Origin of the sequence: Desulfotignum balticum DSM 7044, from assembly GCF_000421285.1 — a bacterium.
GTDB classification, from domain to species: domain Bacteria; phylum Desulfobacterota; class Desulfobacteria; order Desulfobacterales; family Desulfobacteraceae; genus Desulfotignum; species Desulfotignum balticum.
In genome coordinates, this window is sequence record NZ_ATWO01000001.1 from 1,844,327 (window position 1) to 1,860,563 (window position 16,237).

Annotated in this window: 19 protein-coding genes and 1 tRNA gene; 6 read left to right on the forward strand and 14 right to left on the reverse strand. The window is 51.3% G+C overall.

The window, feature by feature from the left end; all coding sequences use genetic code 11:
- Nucleotides 1-68 precede the first annotated feature (68 nt).
- From K365_RS0109340 to kdsA, 14 genes are all read right to left on the reverse strand, one after another.
- Nucleotides 69-153 (reverse strand) — tRNA-Leu (locus K365_RS0109340).
- A gap of 16 nt (nt 154-169) precedes the next feature.
- Nucleotides 170-469, reverse strand: coding sequence for a preprotein translocase subunit SecG (gene secG / locus K365_RS0109345; RefSeq protein ID WP_006965447.1), 300 nt, complete (start codon nt 467-469; stop codon nt 170-172).
- A gap of 9 nt (nt 470-478) precedes the next feature.
- Nucleotides 479-1,234 carry a triose-phosphate isomerase gene (tpiA, locus tag K365_RS0109350; RefSeq protein WP_006965448.1) on the reverse strand — a complete coding sequence of 252 codons (756 nt, stop codon included), beginning with the start codon at nt 1,232-1,234 and terminating at the stop codon, nt 479-481.
- Nucleotides 1,235-1,252: 18 nt separating this feature from the next.
- Nucleotides 1,253-2,260: a type I glyceraldehyde-3-phosphate dehydrogenase gene (gene gap, locus K365_RS0109355; RefSeq protein ID WP_006965449.1), complete on the reverse strand. Its 1,008-nt coding sequence runs from the start codon at nt 2,258-2,260 to the stop codon at nt 1,253-1,255.
- Nucleotides 2,261-2,331: 71 nt separating this feature from the next.
- Nucleotides 2,332-2,745, reverse strand: coding sequence for a PTS sugar transporter subunit IIA (locus K365_RS0109360; RefSeq protein WP_006965450.1), 414 nt, complete (start codon nt 2,743-2,745; stop codon nt 2,332-2,334).
- Nucleotides 2,742-3,623 carry an RNase adapter RapZ gene (gene rapZ, locus K365_RS0109365; RefSeq protein ID WP_006965451.1) on the reverse strand — a complete coding sequence of 294 codons (882 nt, stop codon included), beginning with the start codon at nt 3,621-3,623 and terminating at the stop codon, nt 2,742-2,744. The genes K365_RS0109360 and rapZ overlap by 4 nt, the downstream gene beginning before the upstream one ends.
- The gene (locus tag K365_RS0109370) at nt 3,624-4,082 is read right to left on the reverse strand and encodes a PTS sugar transporter subunit IIA (protein ID WP_006965452.1); all 459 of its coding nucleotides are present in this window, start codon (nt 4,080-4,082) and stop codon (nt 3,624-3,626) included. It lies immediately after the preceding gene.
- Between the two features lie 11 nt (nt 4,083-4,093).
- Nucleotides 4,094-4,636: a ribosome hibernation-promoting factor, HPF/YfiA family gene (gene hpf / locus K365_RS0109375; RefSeq protein ID WP_006965454.1), complete on the reverse strand. Its 543-nt coding sequence runs from the start codon at nt 4,634-4,636 to the stop codon at nt 4,094-4,096.
- Nucleotides 4,637-4,647: 11 nt separating this feature from the next.
- Nucleotides 4,648-6,090 carry an RNA polymerase factor sigma-54 gene (rpoN, locus tag K365_RS0109380; protein ID WP_006965456.1) on the reverse strand — a complete coding sequence of 481 codons (1,443 nt, stop codon included), beginning with the start codon at nt 6,088-6,090 and terminating at the stop codon, nt 4,648-4,650.
- A gap of 1 nt (nt 6,091) precedes the next feature.
- Nucleotides 6,092-6,814, reverse strand: a complete 723-nt coding sequence (gene lptB, locus K365_RS0109385; protein ID WP_006965458.1) for an LPS export ABC transporter ATP-binding protein — start codon at nt 6,812-6,814, stop codon at nt 6,092-6,094.
- Nucleotides 6,815-7,252, reverse strand: a complete 438-nt coding sequence (locus tag K365_RS0109390; protein WP_245569156.1) for an LptA/OstA family protein — start codon at nt 7,250-7,252, stop codon at nt 6,815-6,817.
- 103 nt (nt 7,253-7,355) lie between these two features.
- Nucleotides 7,356-7,934 (reverse strand): LPS export ABC transporter periplasmic protein LptC, encoded by a 579-nt coding sequence (gene lptC / locus K365_RS0109395; RefSeq protein ID WP_006965460.1) that lies wholly within the window; start codon nt 7,932-7,934, stop codon nt 7,356-7,358.
- Nucleotides 7,931-8,446 carry a KdsC family phosphatase gene (locus K365_RS0109400; RefSeq protein ID WP_006965461.1) on the reverse strand — a complete coding sequence of 172 codons (516 nt, stop codon included), beginning with the start codon at nt 8,444-8,446 and terminating at the stop codon, nt 7,931-7,933. Before K365_RS0109400 ends, lptC begins: the two co-directional genes overlap by 4 nt.
- Complete coding sequence (gene kdsA / locus K365_RS0109405; RefSeq protein WP_006965462.1) at nt 8,443-9,261, reverse strand: 3-deoxy-8-phosphooctulonate synthase; 819 nt, start codon at nt 9,259-9,261, stop codon at nt 8,443-8,445. The genes K365_RS0109400 and kdsA overlap by 4 nt, the downstream gene beginning before the upstream one ends.
- A gap of 162 nt (nt 9,262-9,423) precedes the next feature.
- Between kdsA and K365_RS0109410 the strand changes: the two genes are divergently transcribed.
- From K365_RS0109410 to K365_RS0109435, 6 genes are read left to right on the forward strand one after another with little or no spacing between them, the layout of a single operon-like run.
- Nucleotides 9,424-10,797 (forward strand): M23 family metallopeptidase, encoded by a 1,374-nt coding sequence (locus tag K365_RS0109410; RefSeq protein WP_024334374.1) that lies wholly within the window; start codon nt 9,424-9,426, stop codon nt 10,795-10,797.
- Complete coding sequence (locus K365_RS0109415) at nt 10,797-11,966, forward strand: homocysteine biosynthesis protein (RefSeq protein ID WP_006965464.1); 1,170 nt, start codon at nt 10,797-10,799, stop codon at nt 11,964-11,966. Before K365_RS0109410 ends, K365_RS0109415 begins: the two co-directional genes overlap by 1 nt.
- A 14-nt stretch (nt 11,967-11,980) precedes the next feature.
- Nucleotides 11,981-12,580, forward strand: coding sequence for a signal peptidase I (gene lepB / locus K365_RS0109420; protein WP_024334375.1), 600 nt, complete (start codon nt 11,981-11,983; stop codon nt 12,578-12,580).
- 22 nt (nt 12,581-12,602) lie between these two features.
- Entirely contained in the window at nt 12,603-13,541 is a 939-nt protein-coding gene (locus K365_RS0109425) for an aspartate carbamoyltransferase catalytic subunit (protein ID WP_006965466.1), read from the forward strand.
- Nucleotides 13,525-14,811: a dihydroorotase gene (locus tag K365_RS0109430; protein ID WP_006965467.1), complete on the forward strand. Its 1,287-nt coding sequence runs from the start codon at nt 13,525-13,527 to the stop codon at nt 14,809-14,811. The genes K365_RS0109425 and K365_RS0109430 overlap by 17 nt, the downstream gene beginning before the upstream one ends.
- On the forward strand, nt 14,808-16,214 hold the full coding sequence (locus K365_RS0109435; protein WP_024334376.1) for a sigma-54-dependent transcriptional regulator: 1,407 nt from the start codon (nt 14,808-14,810) through the stop codon (nt 16,212-16,214). The genes K365_RS0109430 and K365_RS0109435 overlap by 4 nt, the downstream gene beginning before the upstream one ends.
- The last annotated feature ends 23 nt before the right edge of the window (nt 16,215-16,237 follow it).

Consider the following 16,237-nt stretch of genomic DNA (forward strand, 5'->3'; position numbering starts at 1 on the left):
TTGTACAGCCCTGCAGAACGCTCAAATAAAAACAGCCATGAACATTGCTGCCCATGGCTGTCAAATAATGGTGCCGAAGGGGAGATTTGAACTCCCACGGGTCGCCCCACACGCCCCTCAAGCGTGCGTGTCTACCTATTCCACCACTTCGGCCGGCATATCTTGAAATCTACTCGGAAACCGGATCAGCTGTCTGCTGAACAGGTGCCGACTGGGTTGTAATGATACTTTTCTCTGCCTTGTGACCCGAAAAATACGCCAGGGTCAGAGAGGTCACCATGAACACGATGGCAACGACCGTGGTGATTTTGGTCAGTATGGAGGCCGGGCCGGATGCGCCAAACAGAGTCTGACTGCCGCCCCCGCCGATGGATACGCCCATTTCCGCGCCTTTGCCGCTCTGAAGCAGCACGATCAGGATCAACAGAATACAGACGGTAACATGCAAGGTTGTGATCAAAGTTGTCATGGTTTATTATCAATCATATTTTACAATTTGGGTGAAAATTCGGGCATCGAGACTGGCGCCGCCCACCAGCACACCATCCACATCCTCGATGCACATCAGTGTTGCTATATTGTCCGGTTTCACAGATCCGCCGTAAATAATTCTGACGGTTCGTGCCAGGTCCGATGAAATTTTTGTGTCAACCAGTGTCCGCAAAAAACGGTGGACGGTCTCCACCTGTTCGGGTCCGGCGGTTTCACCGGTACCAATCGCCCATACCGGCTCATAAGCAATCACCAGATCCTGCAACCGTTCCGGATCAACGCTTTTTAACCCATCTGCCACCTGCTTGTCAAGGGTTAAAAATGTGTTTCCCGCTTCCCGCTGGGCCAGTGTTTCACCGATGCACAAAATGGGTTTGAGTCTGTTTGAAACCGCTGCCAAAATTTTTTTGTTCACAGTCTCATCGGTTTCAAAAAAATACTGGCGCCGTTCCGAATGCCCGATGATCACATATTCCACGCCTGCTGCAGCAAGCATGTCTGCTGATATCTCACCGGTGAATGCGCCTTGTTTTTCAAAGTGCAGGTTCTGGGCGCCCAGGTGCAGGGACGTGTCTGCAATGGCGGTGGCCACCAGGGGCAAACACACATAGGTCGGCGCAATCATGATGTCTTTGTTTTGCACATCCGCGCAGGCTTGTGCCAGGTGAGTGGCGGTATCCACGGCTTCAGGCCCGGTTTTAAACATTTTCCAGTTGCCGGCAATCAATGGTATGCGTGTCATGATGATCTCCCGTGTCTGTTAAAAAGAGTCTCCGATCATTTCTGCCAGATCCGTCATCCGGTGGGAATACCCGGCCTCGTTGTCATACCAGGCATAGACCTTGACCATGTTGCCGTTGATCACATCCGTGCACTGGGCATCCACAATAGAGGACAACGGGTTGGAATTGTAATCAATGGACACCAAAGGCAGGTCACTGTATCCCAGGATTCCTTTCAGATTTCCCAAGGCCGCTGTTTCCAGAGCCTGATTCACCATTTCGGCGGTCAGGTTGTCCTGCTGGGTCAGCACCACCAGATCCACCATGGACACATTGGGGGTAGGCACACGCACCGACATCCCGTTGAGTTTCCCTTTAAGTTCCGGCAAAACAAGGGCCACGGCCTTGGCTGCTCCCGTGGTGGTGGGAATCATGGACAGGCCGGCAGCCCTGGCCCTTCGCAGGTCTTTGTGGGGAAAGTCCAGGATCCGCTGGTCCCCGGTGTATGCATGGATGGTGGTCATCATGCCCGACAGGATGCCGAAATTTTCCAGAAGCACCTTGGCCACCGGCGCCAGGCAGTTGGTGGTACACGAGGCATTGGAGATGATATGGTGGGAAGCCGGATCATACATGTCATGGTTGACCCCCATGACAATGGTGATGTCCGGATTCGTGGCAGGCGCTGAAATGATCACTTTTTTGGCACCGGCGTCCAGATGTTTGGATGCGCCCTGGCGGTCCCGGAAGATACCAGTGCACTCCATGACAATATCCACTCCCAGATCTTTCCAGGGTATCTGGGCCGGATCTTTGAACCCAGTGACTTTCACCTGTCTGCCGTCCACTTCAATACTGTCTTCCAGTGCGATGACCGGTTTTCCCAGCTGTCCGTGCACTGAATCAAACTGCAGCAGATGCGCTGTGGTCCGGGTGTCTGTCAGATCGTTGATGCACACGATTTCCAGTTCCGGACGGGTCATTGCCGCCCGGAACACCAGTCGGCCGATGCGGCCGAATCCGTTGATTCCAATCTTGATACCCATTGTGACCTCCTATCCAACTTGCGTTGCTTTATGTACGCTTGTTTCGGGAACATCCCTCCGAATACTGGCTGTCAATTCCGTCCGGTGCCTTTGAGTATCCCGCTGGCAAGGGATATGCTTTTTTTGCCATGGTCCACCAGCGCACCTGTTAATTTTTCCATGTTCATCTTTTTCCGGGCAGTCACCGCTTTCAGAAGAATCGGAAGATTAACACCGGAAATGACTTCCACAGTGCCTTCCTCTAAAAAAGAGTAACTCAGGTTGGAAGGGGTGCCCCCGAACATGTCCGTCAGAATAATCACCCCGTTATCGGTCCGGACTTTGGCAATGCCCTGTTTGATTTTTTTTCTTAAGTTCTCAGGATTCTGCTGAATGTCTATGGAGACCGCCATCATGAACTCCTGTTCACCGCCCAAAATAAATTCCACTGTGTCAATGAGTGTCTGGCCCAGATTTGCATGGGCCACCACGAGTATGCCAATCATATTTTCCTGATATCCCGATCAATGTCCCGGTGAATCAATCCGGGGTGATGGGCTTTATGGTTTAAGTGTTCAAAAATGGTGCGGGCAATGACCACGCTTCGGTGTCGTCCGCCGGTACAACCGACTGCAATGGTTAAATACGCCTTGTTCTCCCTTTGATACAAAGGGATCAGATAGTCAAGCAACTGCGTGAATTTTTCCAGAAAAATCCGGGTTTCCGGATTGGATAACACAAATTCCCGCACGGCTTTTGACTCGCCGTCCAGATGTTTCAACAACGGTTCAAAAAAGGGATTGGTCAGAAACCGCATATCCGTGACCAGATCCGCATCCCCTGGTATGCCGTATTTATACCCAAAAGACAATACATTGATTTTCATTTCTATGGGATTTCCACTGCCCCGGCTGATCAGATTTAAGATGGCGGCTTTGAGCTGATGGACGCTCAAGCGGCTGGTATCGATAATGTGATGGGCCGTTGATTTGATCAGGCGCAGAGAATGGATTTCCGATTGAATGCTTTCCAGCAGGCTTTTTTTACCGGTGACCGGATGCTGCCGCCGGGTTTGACTGAACCGTTTGATCAGGGTGTCCACATCCGCTTCCAGAAAAATGATTTCCGGAGAAATGCCCAAATCTTCAATCGCACGGATTCCGGCGGTGTAATGGGTTGCAAAGGTCTTGGACCGCATGTCCATGACAAAGGCAATGCCTTTGATATCCGGGTTCTGTTTAAACGGCAGCTCCAGAAATCGGGGCACCAGCTCCAGGGGCATGTTGTCCACACAGTAAAAGGACGCATCTTCAAACGCCTGCATGGCTGTCGTTTTTCCGGAACCAGACAACCCGGTGATGATGAATACGGGTGGGTTTTTCATTTAAAAGGTTTCATCCTGTTCCAGAATAAATTCATGGATATCGTCAATGGTTTCAGCGGTAATCAACTCCTGTTTGAAATGGTCCATTTTCAAGAGTTTGGAAATCTGGGCCAGAACCTTTAAATGCCCGCCGGTGGAATTTTCCGGGGTTAACAGCAGAAAGAAAATATGAACCGGTTTCCCGTCCAGAGAATCATAGGTTACGCCGGCTTTGCTGCGCCCGAACCCCAGAATGATCTGTGTGACGGAATTGAGTTTTCCGTGGGGAATGGCAATCCCTCCCCCGATGCCGGTACTTCCCAATGATTCTCTTTCCATCAGAACGGCAGCGATATCTTCGGCGGCAATCCCGGCAACAGGCGCCACGGCCCGGGCCAGTTCCCGGATAATGCCGTTTTTGGTGGTCGATGTCAGATCCGCCACAATAGACTCTTTTGTGAGTAATTGACTGAGTTTCATGTGAATTTTAATTATCCCCCGGGCTGAATCAATCCCAGCTTTCCATTGTTGTGTTTATAAAGAACATTCAATTGTTCGGTGCGGGCATTGTTGAACACAAAAAACGTATGCCTGCCGCTGTTGAACTCGTTGACCGCATCGATGATATCCATGGGTTTGGTGTCCAGCGTCTCCATGACCAGGTCATCAAATCCCTGGAAATCGGGCTGCTGCATGGGGCTGCGGTCGAATTCCGCCGTGTCCAGCAGGCTTTGTTTTTTACCCGACATATGCTGTTTGATTTTTTCTTTGTGTTTTTTGATCTGTGCCCGGACTTTATCCATGAGAATGTCAATGGATGAATACATGTTTTCAGATGATTCTCTGGCATGGATATTGAGTTTGTCGCAGGTCAGGGTAATTTCCGCAATATGTCTTATTTTTTCCACCGACAAAACCACATGGGCATCTGCCGGGCTGTCCAGCATCCGGTCGAATTTATCAAGTTTTTTGTTCACGTAAGACTTTAATGGATCGGAAGGATCGATTTTTTTAAAGGTCACAGTTGTTTGCATAAAACACCTCCCTAAAGTTGTTTACGTTTATTGGAAGGCAGAATATTGAGCACCTTCCGGTATTTGGCAACAGTTCTTCGGGCGATCTGTATGTTAGATTCCTGGAGAATACCCGCAATCCGGTCATCGCTTAACGGATCGGCAGGATCTTCTTTTTCGATCAGCAGTCTGATTCGTTCCTTGACACTGGCCGATGCCATGGATTCGCCGCCGGTCCGTTCGATGGATGAATTGAAAAAATATTTGAGTTCGAACAGCCCCTGGGGCGTATATGCGTATTTGTTGGTGGTGACCCGGCTGATGGTGGATTCATGCATCTGAATATCTTCGGCAATATCTTTGAGGATCAGGGGACGCAGATAAGCGATGCCTTTTTCAAAGAATTCATGCTGAAATTTGATAATGCTTTCCATAACCAGATAAATGGTTTTCTGCCGCTGGTGAATACTTTTGATCAGCCAGGATGCGGACTGCATTTTTTCGTTGAGATATGCTTTGGTCTCCCTGGAAATTTTTTTCCCTTCCGCAATGGCGTTTTTGTAAAACCGGTTGATACGCAGTTTGGGCAATCCGTCATCGTTCATGACTATTTTAAATCCATCGCCCACTTTATACACGTATATATCCGGAATGATATAGGCAGGTTCTTCATGGGAAAATTTTCTGCCGGGTTTGGGCTCCAGGTATTGAAGAATTTTTACCGCAGCCCGGACATCTTCAACGGAAATACGCAACATTTTGGCAATTTTCCGGCTGTTTCGGTTTTCCAGATTTTTCAGATGGTGTTTGATGATCTCGGTGAGCACCGGGTTTTCAATTCCCAGCTGTTTGACCTGTATGAGCAGGGTTTCACATAAATTTCTGGCACAAACCCCCGGTGGGTCCAGTGTCTGCAGCACGGATAAAATTTTTTCCACCCGTTCCGTTTCCACTTCGGCTGCCTGGGCGATTTCAGCCGTTTCCGCGCACAGATATCCGTCCGGGTTAAGATTGTCAATGATCATGTGACCGATCTGTTCATCCGCCTTGTCCAAGCCCCGGAGCATCAGCTGCCATTTCAAATGGGCTTCCAACGTGGTTTTTTCGGAAGTGAACGCCTCGAAATTGGGTGCTTCGGTATGTTCGGTCTCTGTATAAGCCCGACCGGTGGAATTGTATTCATTGATATAATTTTCCCAGTCCGTATCCGGCTGCACTTTTTCATCAATGGTGATTTCCTTGACCGGTGTGTCCCTGTCGGATTCAGGCGCATCCGCTCCCGGATCCGCCAAGGCCCGGTCGACAGTCTCGTCCAGGGCCTGTTCCTCCAGGGCCGGATTCTGTTCCATTTCCTGCTGGATCATTTCCGCCAGTTCGACACGGGACAGCTGCAGCAGTTTGATGGCCTGCTGCAACTGGGGGGTCATCACCAGCTGCTGGGTCAATGTGAGGTTCTGTTGTAAGCCAAGTTCCATGTTACAGCCTGAAATTATCTCCCAGATAGGTTTTTTTGGCAATGGCACTGGAGATGATCCGTTCCGGGGGACCGGATTCGATCACTTTTCCCTGATTCATGATATACGCATGGTCACACACGCCCAGGGTTTCCCGGACATTATGATCGGAGATCAGAACGCCGATTCCTTTTCGGGTCAGCTGGGCGATGATCTGCTGAATATCCATTACCGCCAGAGGATCAATGCCGGCAAACGGTTCGTCCAGAAGAATGAACAGCGGATCGGTTGCCAGAACCCTGGCGATCTCCAGCCGCCGGCGCTCACCTCCGGACAGGGAAGCCGCTTTTTGTCGGGCCAGGCCCTGGATGCCCAGTTCCTGCATCAGCGCATCCGCTTTTGTTTGAACCGGGCCTGCAGGGTCGGGCAACACTTCCAGGATCGCAGTGATGTTTTGTTCCACGGTGAGTTTTTTGAAAATTGAGCTTTCCTGGGGCAGATATCCGATGCCTTTTCTGGCACGGATATACATGGGATTGTGTGTGATATCTTCGCCGCCGATAAAGACATGACCGCTGTCAGGCCGGATCATGCCCACGGTCATATAGAATGTGGTGGTTTTTCCGGCGCCGTTGGGCCCAAGCAGTCCGGTCACCTGACCGGGTTTGACCGTCAGATCTGCCTGATTTACCACTGTTTTTCCGTGATAGGTTTTTACCAGTTTATTGAGTGAAAGCTCTGTCATTTATTGATCAGCAGGGTTGTCTTCCGGGTTGAACAGGGCTTGAACCCGGGTTTTACCGTCACTTTCCACCAGGACCCGGTCCTGTTTTCTGAACAAGGTGATCTTTGTGCCCGTCACCCAGCTGGTTCCGGTCAGCAGTTTGGCCTTTTTGCCGGTAAGGATCAGAATCTCGTCAGCGGTCGTGTACACCGCCTTGTCAGCAAAGGCATGTCTGTCTCCGGCCGTGTATTCGACATTGTCCGTGGCCACGATCTGTCTGATCCGGTTGGTGTCTGCCGTGTCTGCCGTGTCTGCCGTGTCCGGTTGCGAAGGATGCCAAAAAACTTTTACCGATTCAGCCACAAGAAGCATGTTATCCTGAGTTGCGTTAACATTTCCGATGAATTCCACCATGGACTCATCCTGATGGGCCACCATTTTATCCGCAGTGATATGCAACGGTTTCTCAGGTGAATGTGCGGATTCTGATCCGGTTTTTTCCTCAGCCAAAGCCATTGATACCAAAAGGAAAACCAACAGCCCGATTGCTCCGGCCATGCATTTACGGCAGGTTGAAATTCTCACTGAATATCCCTTTAACATGTCCTTGTAAAATAATCTGATTGTCATTGATTCGGATTTCCATTGTGTCAGCTTCCATGGCCGCATCGGTATTTTCAAGCCACACCTTTGTATTGCTGTGTATTATATGTGGTTTTTTTTTATAATGCAACTTATCAGTTTTCAGGGTGTATGTCTGGTGCCGCACCACCACATTTCCATTAAAGTCCATATCGTGGGTCTCAGTGTCCAGAATGCCCTGGTCGGATGTCAAAATGACCGTGTCTTTGTCCTTGGTATAAAACACCACATGAACCCGGGTCAGGATGGCCTGATTTTCTTCTTTTACCAGTGTGGCGGTGGCGGCTTCAAGTTCCCATTCCGTAATACCGTTTTTTTTTGAAATCTGTTTCATGGCATCCAGTTTCAAGGCGGCTTCAGAATCGATGTGAAGGTCTGTGACGGTTTGGGGCGTATTCATCATGGCAGGGACAAAGAAAATGACACCGGCACCGGCCGCCAGGACACACAAAATCAATACTGCCAGAACACGGGGATTTTTGAGAACAATGCGGTTCATGCCAGAAAAGGTTTCAGGGCGTTTTCCCACAGGCCCGCGGCTTTTAGGATCGCATCGCAGATTTCTCTGACTGCTCCTTGCCCCCCAACTGCCATGGTGATAATGTCTGCCCGGTTTTTAACTTCGTCCACGGCGTCTGCCACGGCAATGGCGACACCGGCCCGGGCCATGGCGGGCAGATCGATCAGATCGTCCCCCATAAAAGCCATGGCAGATGGGTGGATACCGGTTTGTTGTGCCATTTGATCCAGGGCATCCGCCTTATTGGAAATTGCGTCAAACACCAGGGTAATACCCAGATTTCGGCAACGGTGGGTGAGGGCACCGGAACTGCGCCCGGTGATGATACCCACCTGAATACCGTTGTCCATGAGCAGTCGCAACCCCAGACCGTCCCGGGATAAAAACTCTTTGACCTGTTCTCCGGAATCCGTATAAATGATCCGGCCGTCGGTCAATACCCCGTCCACGTCCAGAACCAGCAGTTTGATCTGTTTTAATAAAGCGTTCATCCGGTTGCTGCCGCTTTTTTTATGGCCAGAAGTGTCGTGAGTAACGGTGTCATGTCTGCCAGAGGCATGGAATTAGGACCGTCACACAACGCTTTTGCAGGATCGGGATGGGTTTCCATGAACAGACCATGGGCTCCTGCGGCGATTGCTGCTTTGGCCAGTGTGGGAATGAACTGCCGGTCTCCGGCGGAAGACGTGATGCCTCCGCCGGGAAGCTGAACACTGTGGGTGGCATCAAATATCACGGGAACACCCATTTGTTTTAAAATATGGATGGACCGGAAATCCACCACCAGATTGTTGTATCCGAAACTGCTGCCCCGCTCGGTGATAGCAATATGGGGATTGCCGGTAAAAGCGGCTTTGTCAAGAATATTTTTGCAGTCCTGGGGGGCCAGAAACTGGCCTTTTTTAACACTCACCGGGCGGCCGGTACGGCACGCGGCCAGAATCAGATCGGTCTGACGGCATAAAAAGGCCGGGATCTGGATCACATCCAGAACCTGAGCTGCCGGATCCGCCTGATCCGGCAGATGAATGTCTGAAATTACTTTCAGGTCCAGGCGGGATTTGATGTCGGCCAGAATGGACAGTCCCTGGTCGAATCCGGGGCCCCGGAAAGACTGGACAGATGTGCGGTTGGCTTTGTCAAAGGAGGCTTTGAAAATAAAAGGGATGCCCAGATCCGCAGTGATGGTTTTCAGGGTTTTGGCGATCTGAAACGTGGTATCAAAATTTTCGATGACACAAGGGCCTGCCACCAGAAAAAAGCAGGGAGCAGGGGTGTCGATCATTTCAAAAAAAAAATTGGTCATGGGCAGTCCTTATCCTGATTTTGAATGTGTATGGTCAACCTATAATCTGAGATCCGAAAAGTCAAGAATGTAAAATACCTTGATAAGTTTTGACCAAGCTGGTATTTTTATGGGCGTTTCGCATTGGATAATGATAACCAATTGAAAAGATGGATATTTTTGATGAAAAAATTTTTTTCCCTGGTGATTTGTGTTGTGATTCTGGTGCCCCTGGCATGGGTGCTGACATATCGATTTGAAGGCACGTCCCCTGAATTGGAAGTGGATCTGCCGTCGCTGTATCTCAAAGACAAGCTGACATTGTCTCTGGATATTAAAGATATGAAAACCGGACTCAGAGAGGTTCAGGTCCGTCTGGTTCAACAGGAAATCGAAAAAACCCTAATGGAAAAAACATATCCGGCCGGTTCTGTTTTTTCCCCTTTTTCCGGGGAAATCCGGAAGGAAGACCGGCTTGATATCCCTGTGGAAGCCAATCGGCATGGATTGAGTGATGGAAAGGCCACGCTTCATATTCAGGTGTCGGATCTATCCTGGCGGGGGTGGAACCGGGGCAATATCGCGGAAAAAAACATATCGGTCTTCATTGACACCCTTCCTCCCCGGATCGAGGTGTTGAGCCGTCAGCACAATGTGGAACGGGGCGGTACCGGCCTGGTGATCTACAAGTTGTTTGAATCTGATGTGAAAAGCGGTGTTATGGTGGGGGACCGTTTTTTTCCGGGTCATTCCGGAATGTTTGATCAAACCGATATCCATACAGCGTTTTTTGCGCTGGATCACACCCAGGGGCCTGGCACCCGGATCTGGGTCACGGCCGAAGATGCAGCGGGAAATACGACCCGCAAAGGATTTTATCATTATATCCGGGATCGCGGGTTTAAATCGGATGTACTCAAGATTTCCGATTCGTTTTTAGGGCTGACCATGCCTGATTTTCATCTCGGAGACCGGGAAGCTCAGTTTGAAAAAGCCGATCATCCGCTTCTGGAAAAATTCAAAGTGGTGAACTCGGAACTTCGAAATGCCAACGTAAAAAAAGTGCTGTCCATGCCCGCAGATACCGAACCGCAGATGCTGTGGGACGGAAAATTCGAGCGCATGTCCGGGGCCACCCGGGCCGGATTCGGAGACCGGCGCACCTACACCTACAATGGAAATGAGATCGGTCAGTCCCGCCACATGGGCATCGATCTGGCATCCACGGCCCTGGCACCGGTGAAAGCGGCCAATTCAGGCCGAATCATCATGGCGGGACCGGTGGGGATTTTCGGCAATACCGTGATCATTGACCATGGGTTCGGCCTGGCCAGCCTGTATTCTCATCTGAGCAACATGGTCGTATCTGTGGAAGACAAGGTCAAAAAAGGGGATATCATCGGCAACACCGGCATGACCGGACTGGCTGCCGGCGATCATCTGCATTTTTCCATGATTGTGCACAATGTGTTTGTCAATCCCCTGGAATGGTGGGATCAAAATTGGATCGAAAATAATATCACCGCCAAAATCAAGGCGGTTGGCGAAGGAAAATAATGAGCGATTTTAAAATCAACAAAACATATGACCAGATCAACCGGAAAATTGCCCGGGGAGAGGCGGTGGTGGTCACTGCCGAAGAAATTATCGACATAGCCAAAGACAATGGCATTGTGGAAGCGGCCCGGCAGGTGGATGTGGTCACCACCGGCACTTTTGCACCCATGTGTTCTTCCGGTGCGTTCATCAATATCGGACAGTCGAAACCGGTGATCCGCACCACCAAAACCTGGTTTAACAATGTGCCGGCCTATTCGGGGATTGCGGCGGTGGACTGCTATCTGGGAGCCACCCAGACCTGTGATGATGATCCGTTGAACAAGCGTCACCCCGGAGATTTCAATTACGGTGGAGGCCATGTGATCCAGGATCTGGTGGCGGGCAAATCCGTTGAAATCCGGGCGGAATCCTATGGCACGGACTGTTATCCCAACCGGCGCATCGAAAAGGTCATGACCCTGAAGGAACTGCCCAATGCCATGCTGGTAAACCCCAGAAACGCCTACCAGAATTACAATTGCGCCATCAATCGGTCGGATCGCACCAAATATACCTATATGGGCACCTTGAAGCCCGGCACGGGCAATGCCAATTATTCCACATCCGGTGCGTTGAGCCCTTTGTTCAACGATCCGTATCTGAAAACCATCGGCCTGGGCACCCGGATTTTTCTGGGCGGGGCCCAGGGATATGTCACCTGGACCGGCACCCAGCACAGGTCCGCAGTGGACCGAGGATTGAACGGTGTGCCCCTGGGACCGGCCGGGACATTAATGGTCATGGGAGATCTCAAGGAGATGTCTTCTGACTGGTTGAAGGGCCAGAGTATCCGGGGGTATGGCTGTTCTTTGTCCGTGGGACTGGGTGTTCCCATTCCCATTCTCAATGAGGAAATTTTGAAATTCACGGCGGTTTCCGATGAGGAGATCTTTACTCAGATTGTGGACTATGGATATGATTATCCCGAAGGCGTTGCCCGGTCTTATGGTCAGGTAAGCTATGCGGAACTCAAAAGCGGCACCATTATGGTCAAGGGCCAGCCTGTGTCCACGCACCCTTTGTCCAGCATGGTCAAAGCCAGAAAGGTCGCCCATCTTCTCAAATCTGCCATACAGCAGTCCAAATTCCTTTTAGGGCAGCCCCAGCATCTGTTCGGGCAGCCATAGAGGTTCAAATCCAAATGAAAAAAAAGAAAAACGCCTGGCGGGAGAATATCGAAGCCATTCTCATTGCCGTTGTGATCGCTCTGTTTATCCGCACGTTTCTTGTTCAGGCCTTTAAAATTCCTTCCGGTTCCATGCTGGAAACGCTTCAGATCGGGGACCAGATCCTGGTGAACAAGTTTATTTACGGGGTCAAGATTCCTTTTACCGACGGTCGGGTCCTGATTCCTTTTAAAGATCCCCAGCCCGGAGATATTGTGGTATTCAAATATCCGGAAGATCCATCCAAAGATTTCATCAAGCGGGTGGTGGCCGTGGCCGGAGACACCGTGTCCATTGTTGACAAACAATTATATGTGAACGGAGATCCGGTGACTGATGAGCCTTATGCCATGTATTCCCGACTGCCGACTCATGTGGATAACATGTCACCCGTGCAGGTGCCGGAAAACAAGCTGTTTGTCATGGGGGATAACCGGGACAACAGTCATGACAGCCGGTTCTGGGGATTTGTAGACCTGTCGGCCGTCAAGGGAAAGGCCTTTATGATCTACTGGTCCTGGGACCGGGAGGAATTCGGTGTCCGGTGGCATCGGATCGGGGATCTGCTGATATGATTGACTGATTGAAGGATGTATTATGCGATTCACAAAAAAGGATATTCTGGATATCCACTCCCTGGATCCGGCGGAGATCACCCTGATCCTGGACACGGCCATGGGCATGAAGGAGATATCCCAGCGGCCGGTGAAAAAAGTGCCCACCCTGCGGGGCAAGACCATTGTGTTGTTTTTTCAGGAACCCTCCACCCGGACCAAACTGTCTTTTGAAATTGCCGCCAAACGCCTGTCCGCCGATTCCGTGGCCATTGCCAAATCCGGTTCTTCCATGGCCAAGGGGGAAACCTTGATGGACACGGTCAAAAATCTGGAGGCCATGAAACCGGATGTGATCGTGATGCGTCATGCCTCTTCCGGGGCTGCTTACCTGGTGGCCAACCGGGTGAACTGCTCGGTGATCAATGCCGGAGACGGGATTCATGCCCATCCGTCCCAGGCGTTGCTGGATATGATGAGCGTCCGGGAAAAAAAAGGATGTATCAAAGGACTGAAACTGGCCATGATCGGGGATATTGCCCATTCCCGGGTGGCCCGGTCCGATATTATCGGGTTTTCCAAAATGGGGGCCCGGGTTTCGGTGTGTGCGCCGCAGACCATGATTCCGGCGGGGATCGAAGCCTTGGGCTGCACGGTGGCATCCAGTATGGAAGCGTGCGTGGCCGATGCGGACGTAATCATGATGCTCCGGATTCAAAAAGAACGAATGACCGATGTGCTGTTTCCGTCCGAGCGCGAATATGCCGGCCGTTTCGGGCTCAACTCCCAACGGGTGGCCCTGGCCCATAAGGATGTGACCATCATGCATCCCGGCCCCATGAACCGGGGCGTGGAAATCAGCAGTGATGTGGCGGATGGAAAATATTCCATGATTCTGGATCAGGTGACCAACGGCGTGGCCCTGCGTATGGCCCTTTATTATCTGGTGGCGGGAGGAAGCAGACATGCGGACACTGATTAAAGGCGCCCGGGTCCTGGATCCCGGGAATGTGGATGGATACAAATCCATTCTCATCAACGGACAGACCATTGAGGCGGTCCTGGACCCGGCAGATGTTATGCCCGAAAATGGAACCGATTTTAAAGTGATTGATGCCACAGGACTGGTGCTGGTGCCCGGGCTCATGGATATTCATGTGCATCTGCGGGAACCGGGCCATGAATACAAGGAAACCATTGCCACGGGTGCTGCAGCCGCGGCCCGGGGCGGATTCACCGCTGTGTGCGCCATGCCCAACACCCGGCCTGTGAATGACAACAGTCAGGTGACCGCGTTTATTCTTGGAAAAGCCAAAGCCGCCAAAGGGGCCCGGGTGTATCCGGTGGGTGCTGTCACAAAAGGGTCTGCCGGCACCCAGCTGTCAGAAATTCAAGACATGCAGCAGGCAGGCATCAAAGCCGTGTCTGATGACGGCCGTCCCGTGGAAAACGCCCAGATCATGCGCCGGGCCCTGGAATATTGTCGCGGACTGTCCATACCGGTGTTTGTTCATGCCGAAGACCTGTCTCTTGTGAACGGCGGTGCCATGAATGAAGGTCCGCCCGCCACGTTCCAGGGCATTCCCGGTATTCCCAATGCTGCGGAAGCCGTGATGGTGGCCAGGGACATTCTTTTGTCCCGGCTTACCGGGGCCCATGTGCATTTCTGTCACATCAGCTGCGAAGAATCCATTGATCTGATCCGAAAAGCCAAGCACCAGGGTATCCGGGTGACCTGTGAAACCGCGCCCCATTATTTCACTTTGACCGATGCAGATGTCAAAGGGTATGATGCCTGTTTCAAGATGAATCCACCGCTCAGATCGGAAAAAGACCGTCAGGCGGTAATCCAGGGTCTGGCAGACGGTACCATCGATGTCATTGCCTCGGACCATGCGCCCCACAGCAAAGAGGAAAAAGATCTGGAGTTCGACCGTGCCGCATTCGGGATTGTGGGGCTTGAGACCTCATTGCCGTTGTCTTTGAAACTGGTTCAAAACAACCACCTGACTCTGGAAAATCTGATTTTGAAAATGGCGAAAAATCCGGCCAAAATCCTGGGAATCAACAATGACATCACGCCTGGAAACCCGGCGGATCTGTCCTTGATCGATCTTAAAGAAAAAGGGGTGATCGACCCTTCCCGGTTTGTATCCAAAAGCCGCAACACCCCGTTTGCCGGCATGACGGTTCAGGGAAGGGCGGCGGCCACCATGGTGGACGGCAATTTTGTTTTCGGGTTATGGGCATGACTGAAGCGAAACGCGACCAGTTCAGATTGCTGGTGGTGGACGATGACACCAGTATGCGGGAATTTCTGGAGCTGCTGCTGTCCCGGGAAAATTATTGTGTGACCACGGCTGAAAACGGGAACCGGGCCCTGGATCTGATCCGCAATCATACCTATGATCTGGTGCTGGTGGATATCCGTTTAGGGGACATCACCGGCCTGGAAGTACTCAAACAGGTCAAACAGCAGCATCCCGACACCGTGGTCATCATGATTTCCGCATATTCCACCACGGAAATTGCGGTGACGGCCATGAATGAAGGGGCTTATGATTTCGTTCCCAAACCGTTTGACAACAAGGAGCTGCGCCAGACCATCGCCCGGGCCCTGGATCTACAAACCCTGGAGCAGGAAAAAAAGCACCGGGAATCAGAGATTCAGGATTATCTTCATTTTGACCGGATCATCGGCAACAGTTCGGGTATGGCCGGCATTTACAAGCAGATTCATCAAATCAGTGCCACCAAGACCAATGTGCTGATCACCGGTGAAAGCGGTACAGGCAAGGAATTGATTGCCCGGGCCATTCACGAACACTCGGATCGAAAAGACAAGCCGTTTGTGGTGGTGAACTGCGGGGGGATTCCGGACACACTCATGGAAAGTGAATTCTTCGGCCATGTCCGGGGCGCGTTCACCGGCGCCGTGGTGGACAAAAAAGGGCTGTTTGAAGTCGCGGACCAGGGCACGATTTTTCTGGATGAAATCGGTGAACTGTCGCCGCTGCTCCAGGTCAAGCTCCTGCGGGCGGTCCAGGACACCTCGTTTACACCGGTGGGCGGTACCACTGAAATCACCGTGGATGTGCGGATCATTTCCGCTACCAACAAAGAACTGGATACAGAGGTGGTGGAAGGGCGGTTCAGGGAAGATCTGTTTTTCCGCTTGAATGTCATTCCGATCAAAGTGCCGCCTTTACGGGAACGAAAAGGGGATGTGTCGGTATTGGCCCAGCATTTTGCTGAAAAATATGCCAAAAAAATGGGCCGGGATATTGTGAAGCTGTCCTCCTATGCCATCGATTTTTTAAACAAATATTCATTTCCCGGGAATGTGCGTGAGCTTGAAAATTTGATCGAACGTTCCGTGGCCCTGTCATCCACCAATATTATTTTGCCCGAAAGCCTGACCATTTCCATGCACAAAACCGGGCGAAAGATTCAAGATGGCGACGATTACCGGTGCAATCTATCACAGGTGGCACAGGGGGTGGACTTAGATGAAGTGTTGTCCGGTGTTGAATCCGCCTATCTGAAAAAAGCCTTGGGAATGGCCGGGGGAGACAAGAAAAAGGCAGCGGATCTGTTGAATTTGTCATTACGCTCCCTGCGGTATCGCCTGGATAAAAATACACCGGTTTCATAACGCAGCCGCAACGTCACCGTGTC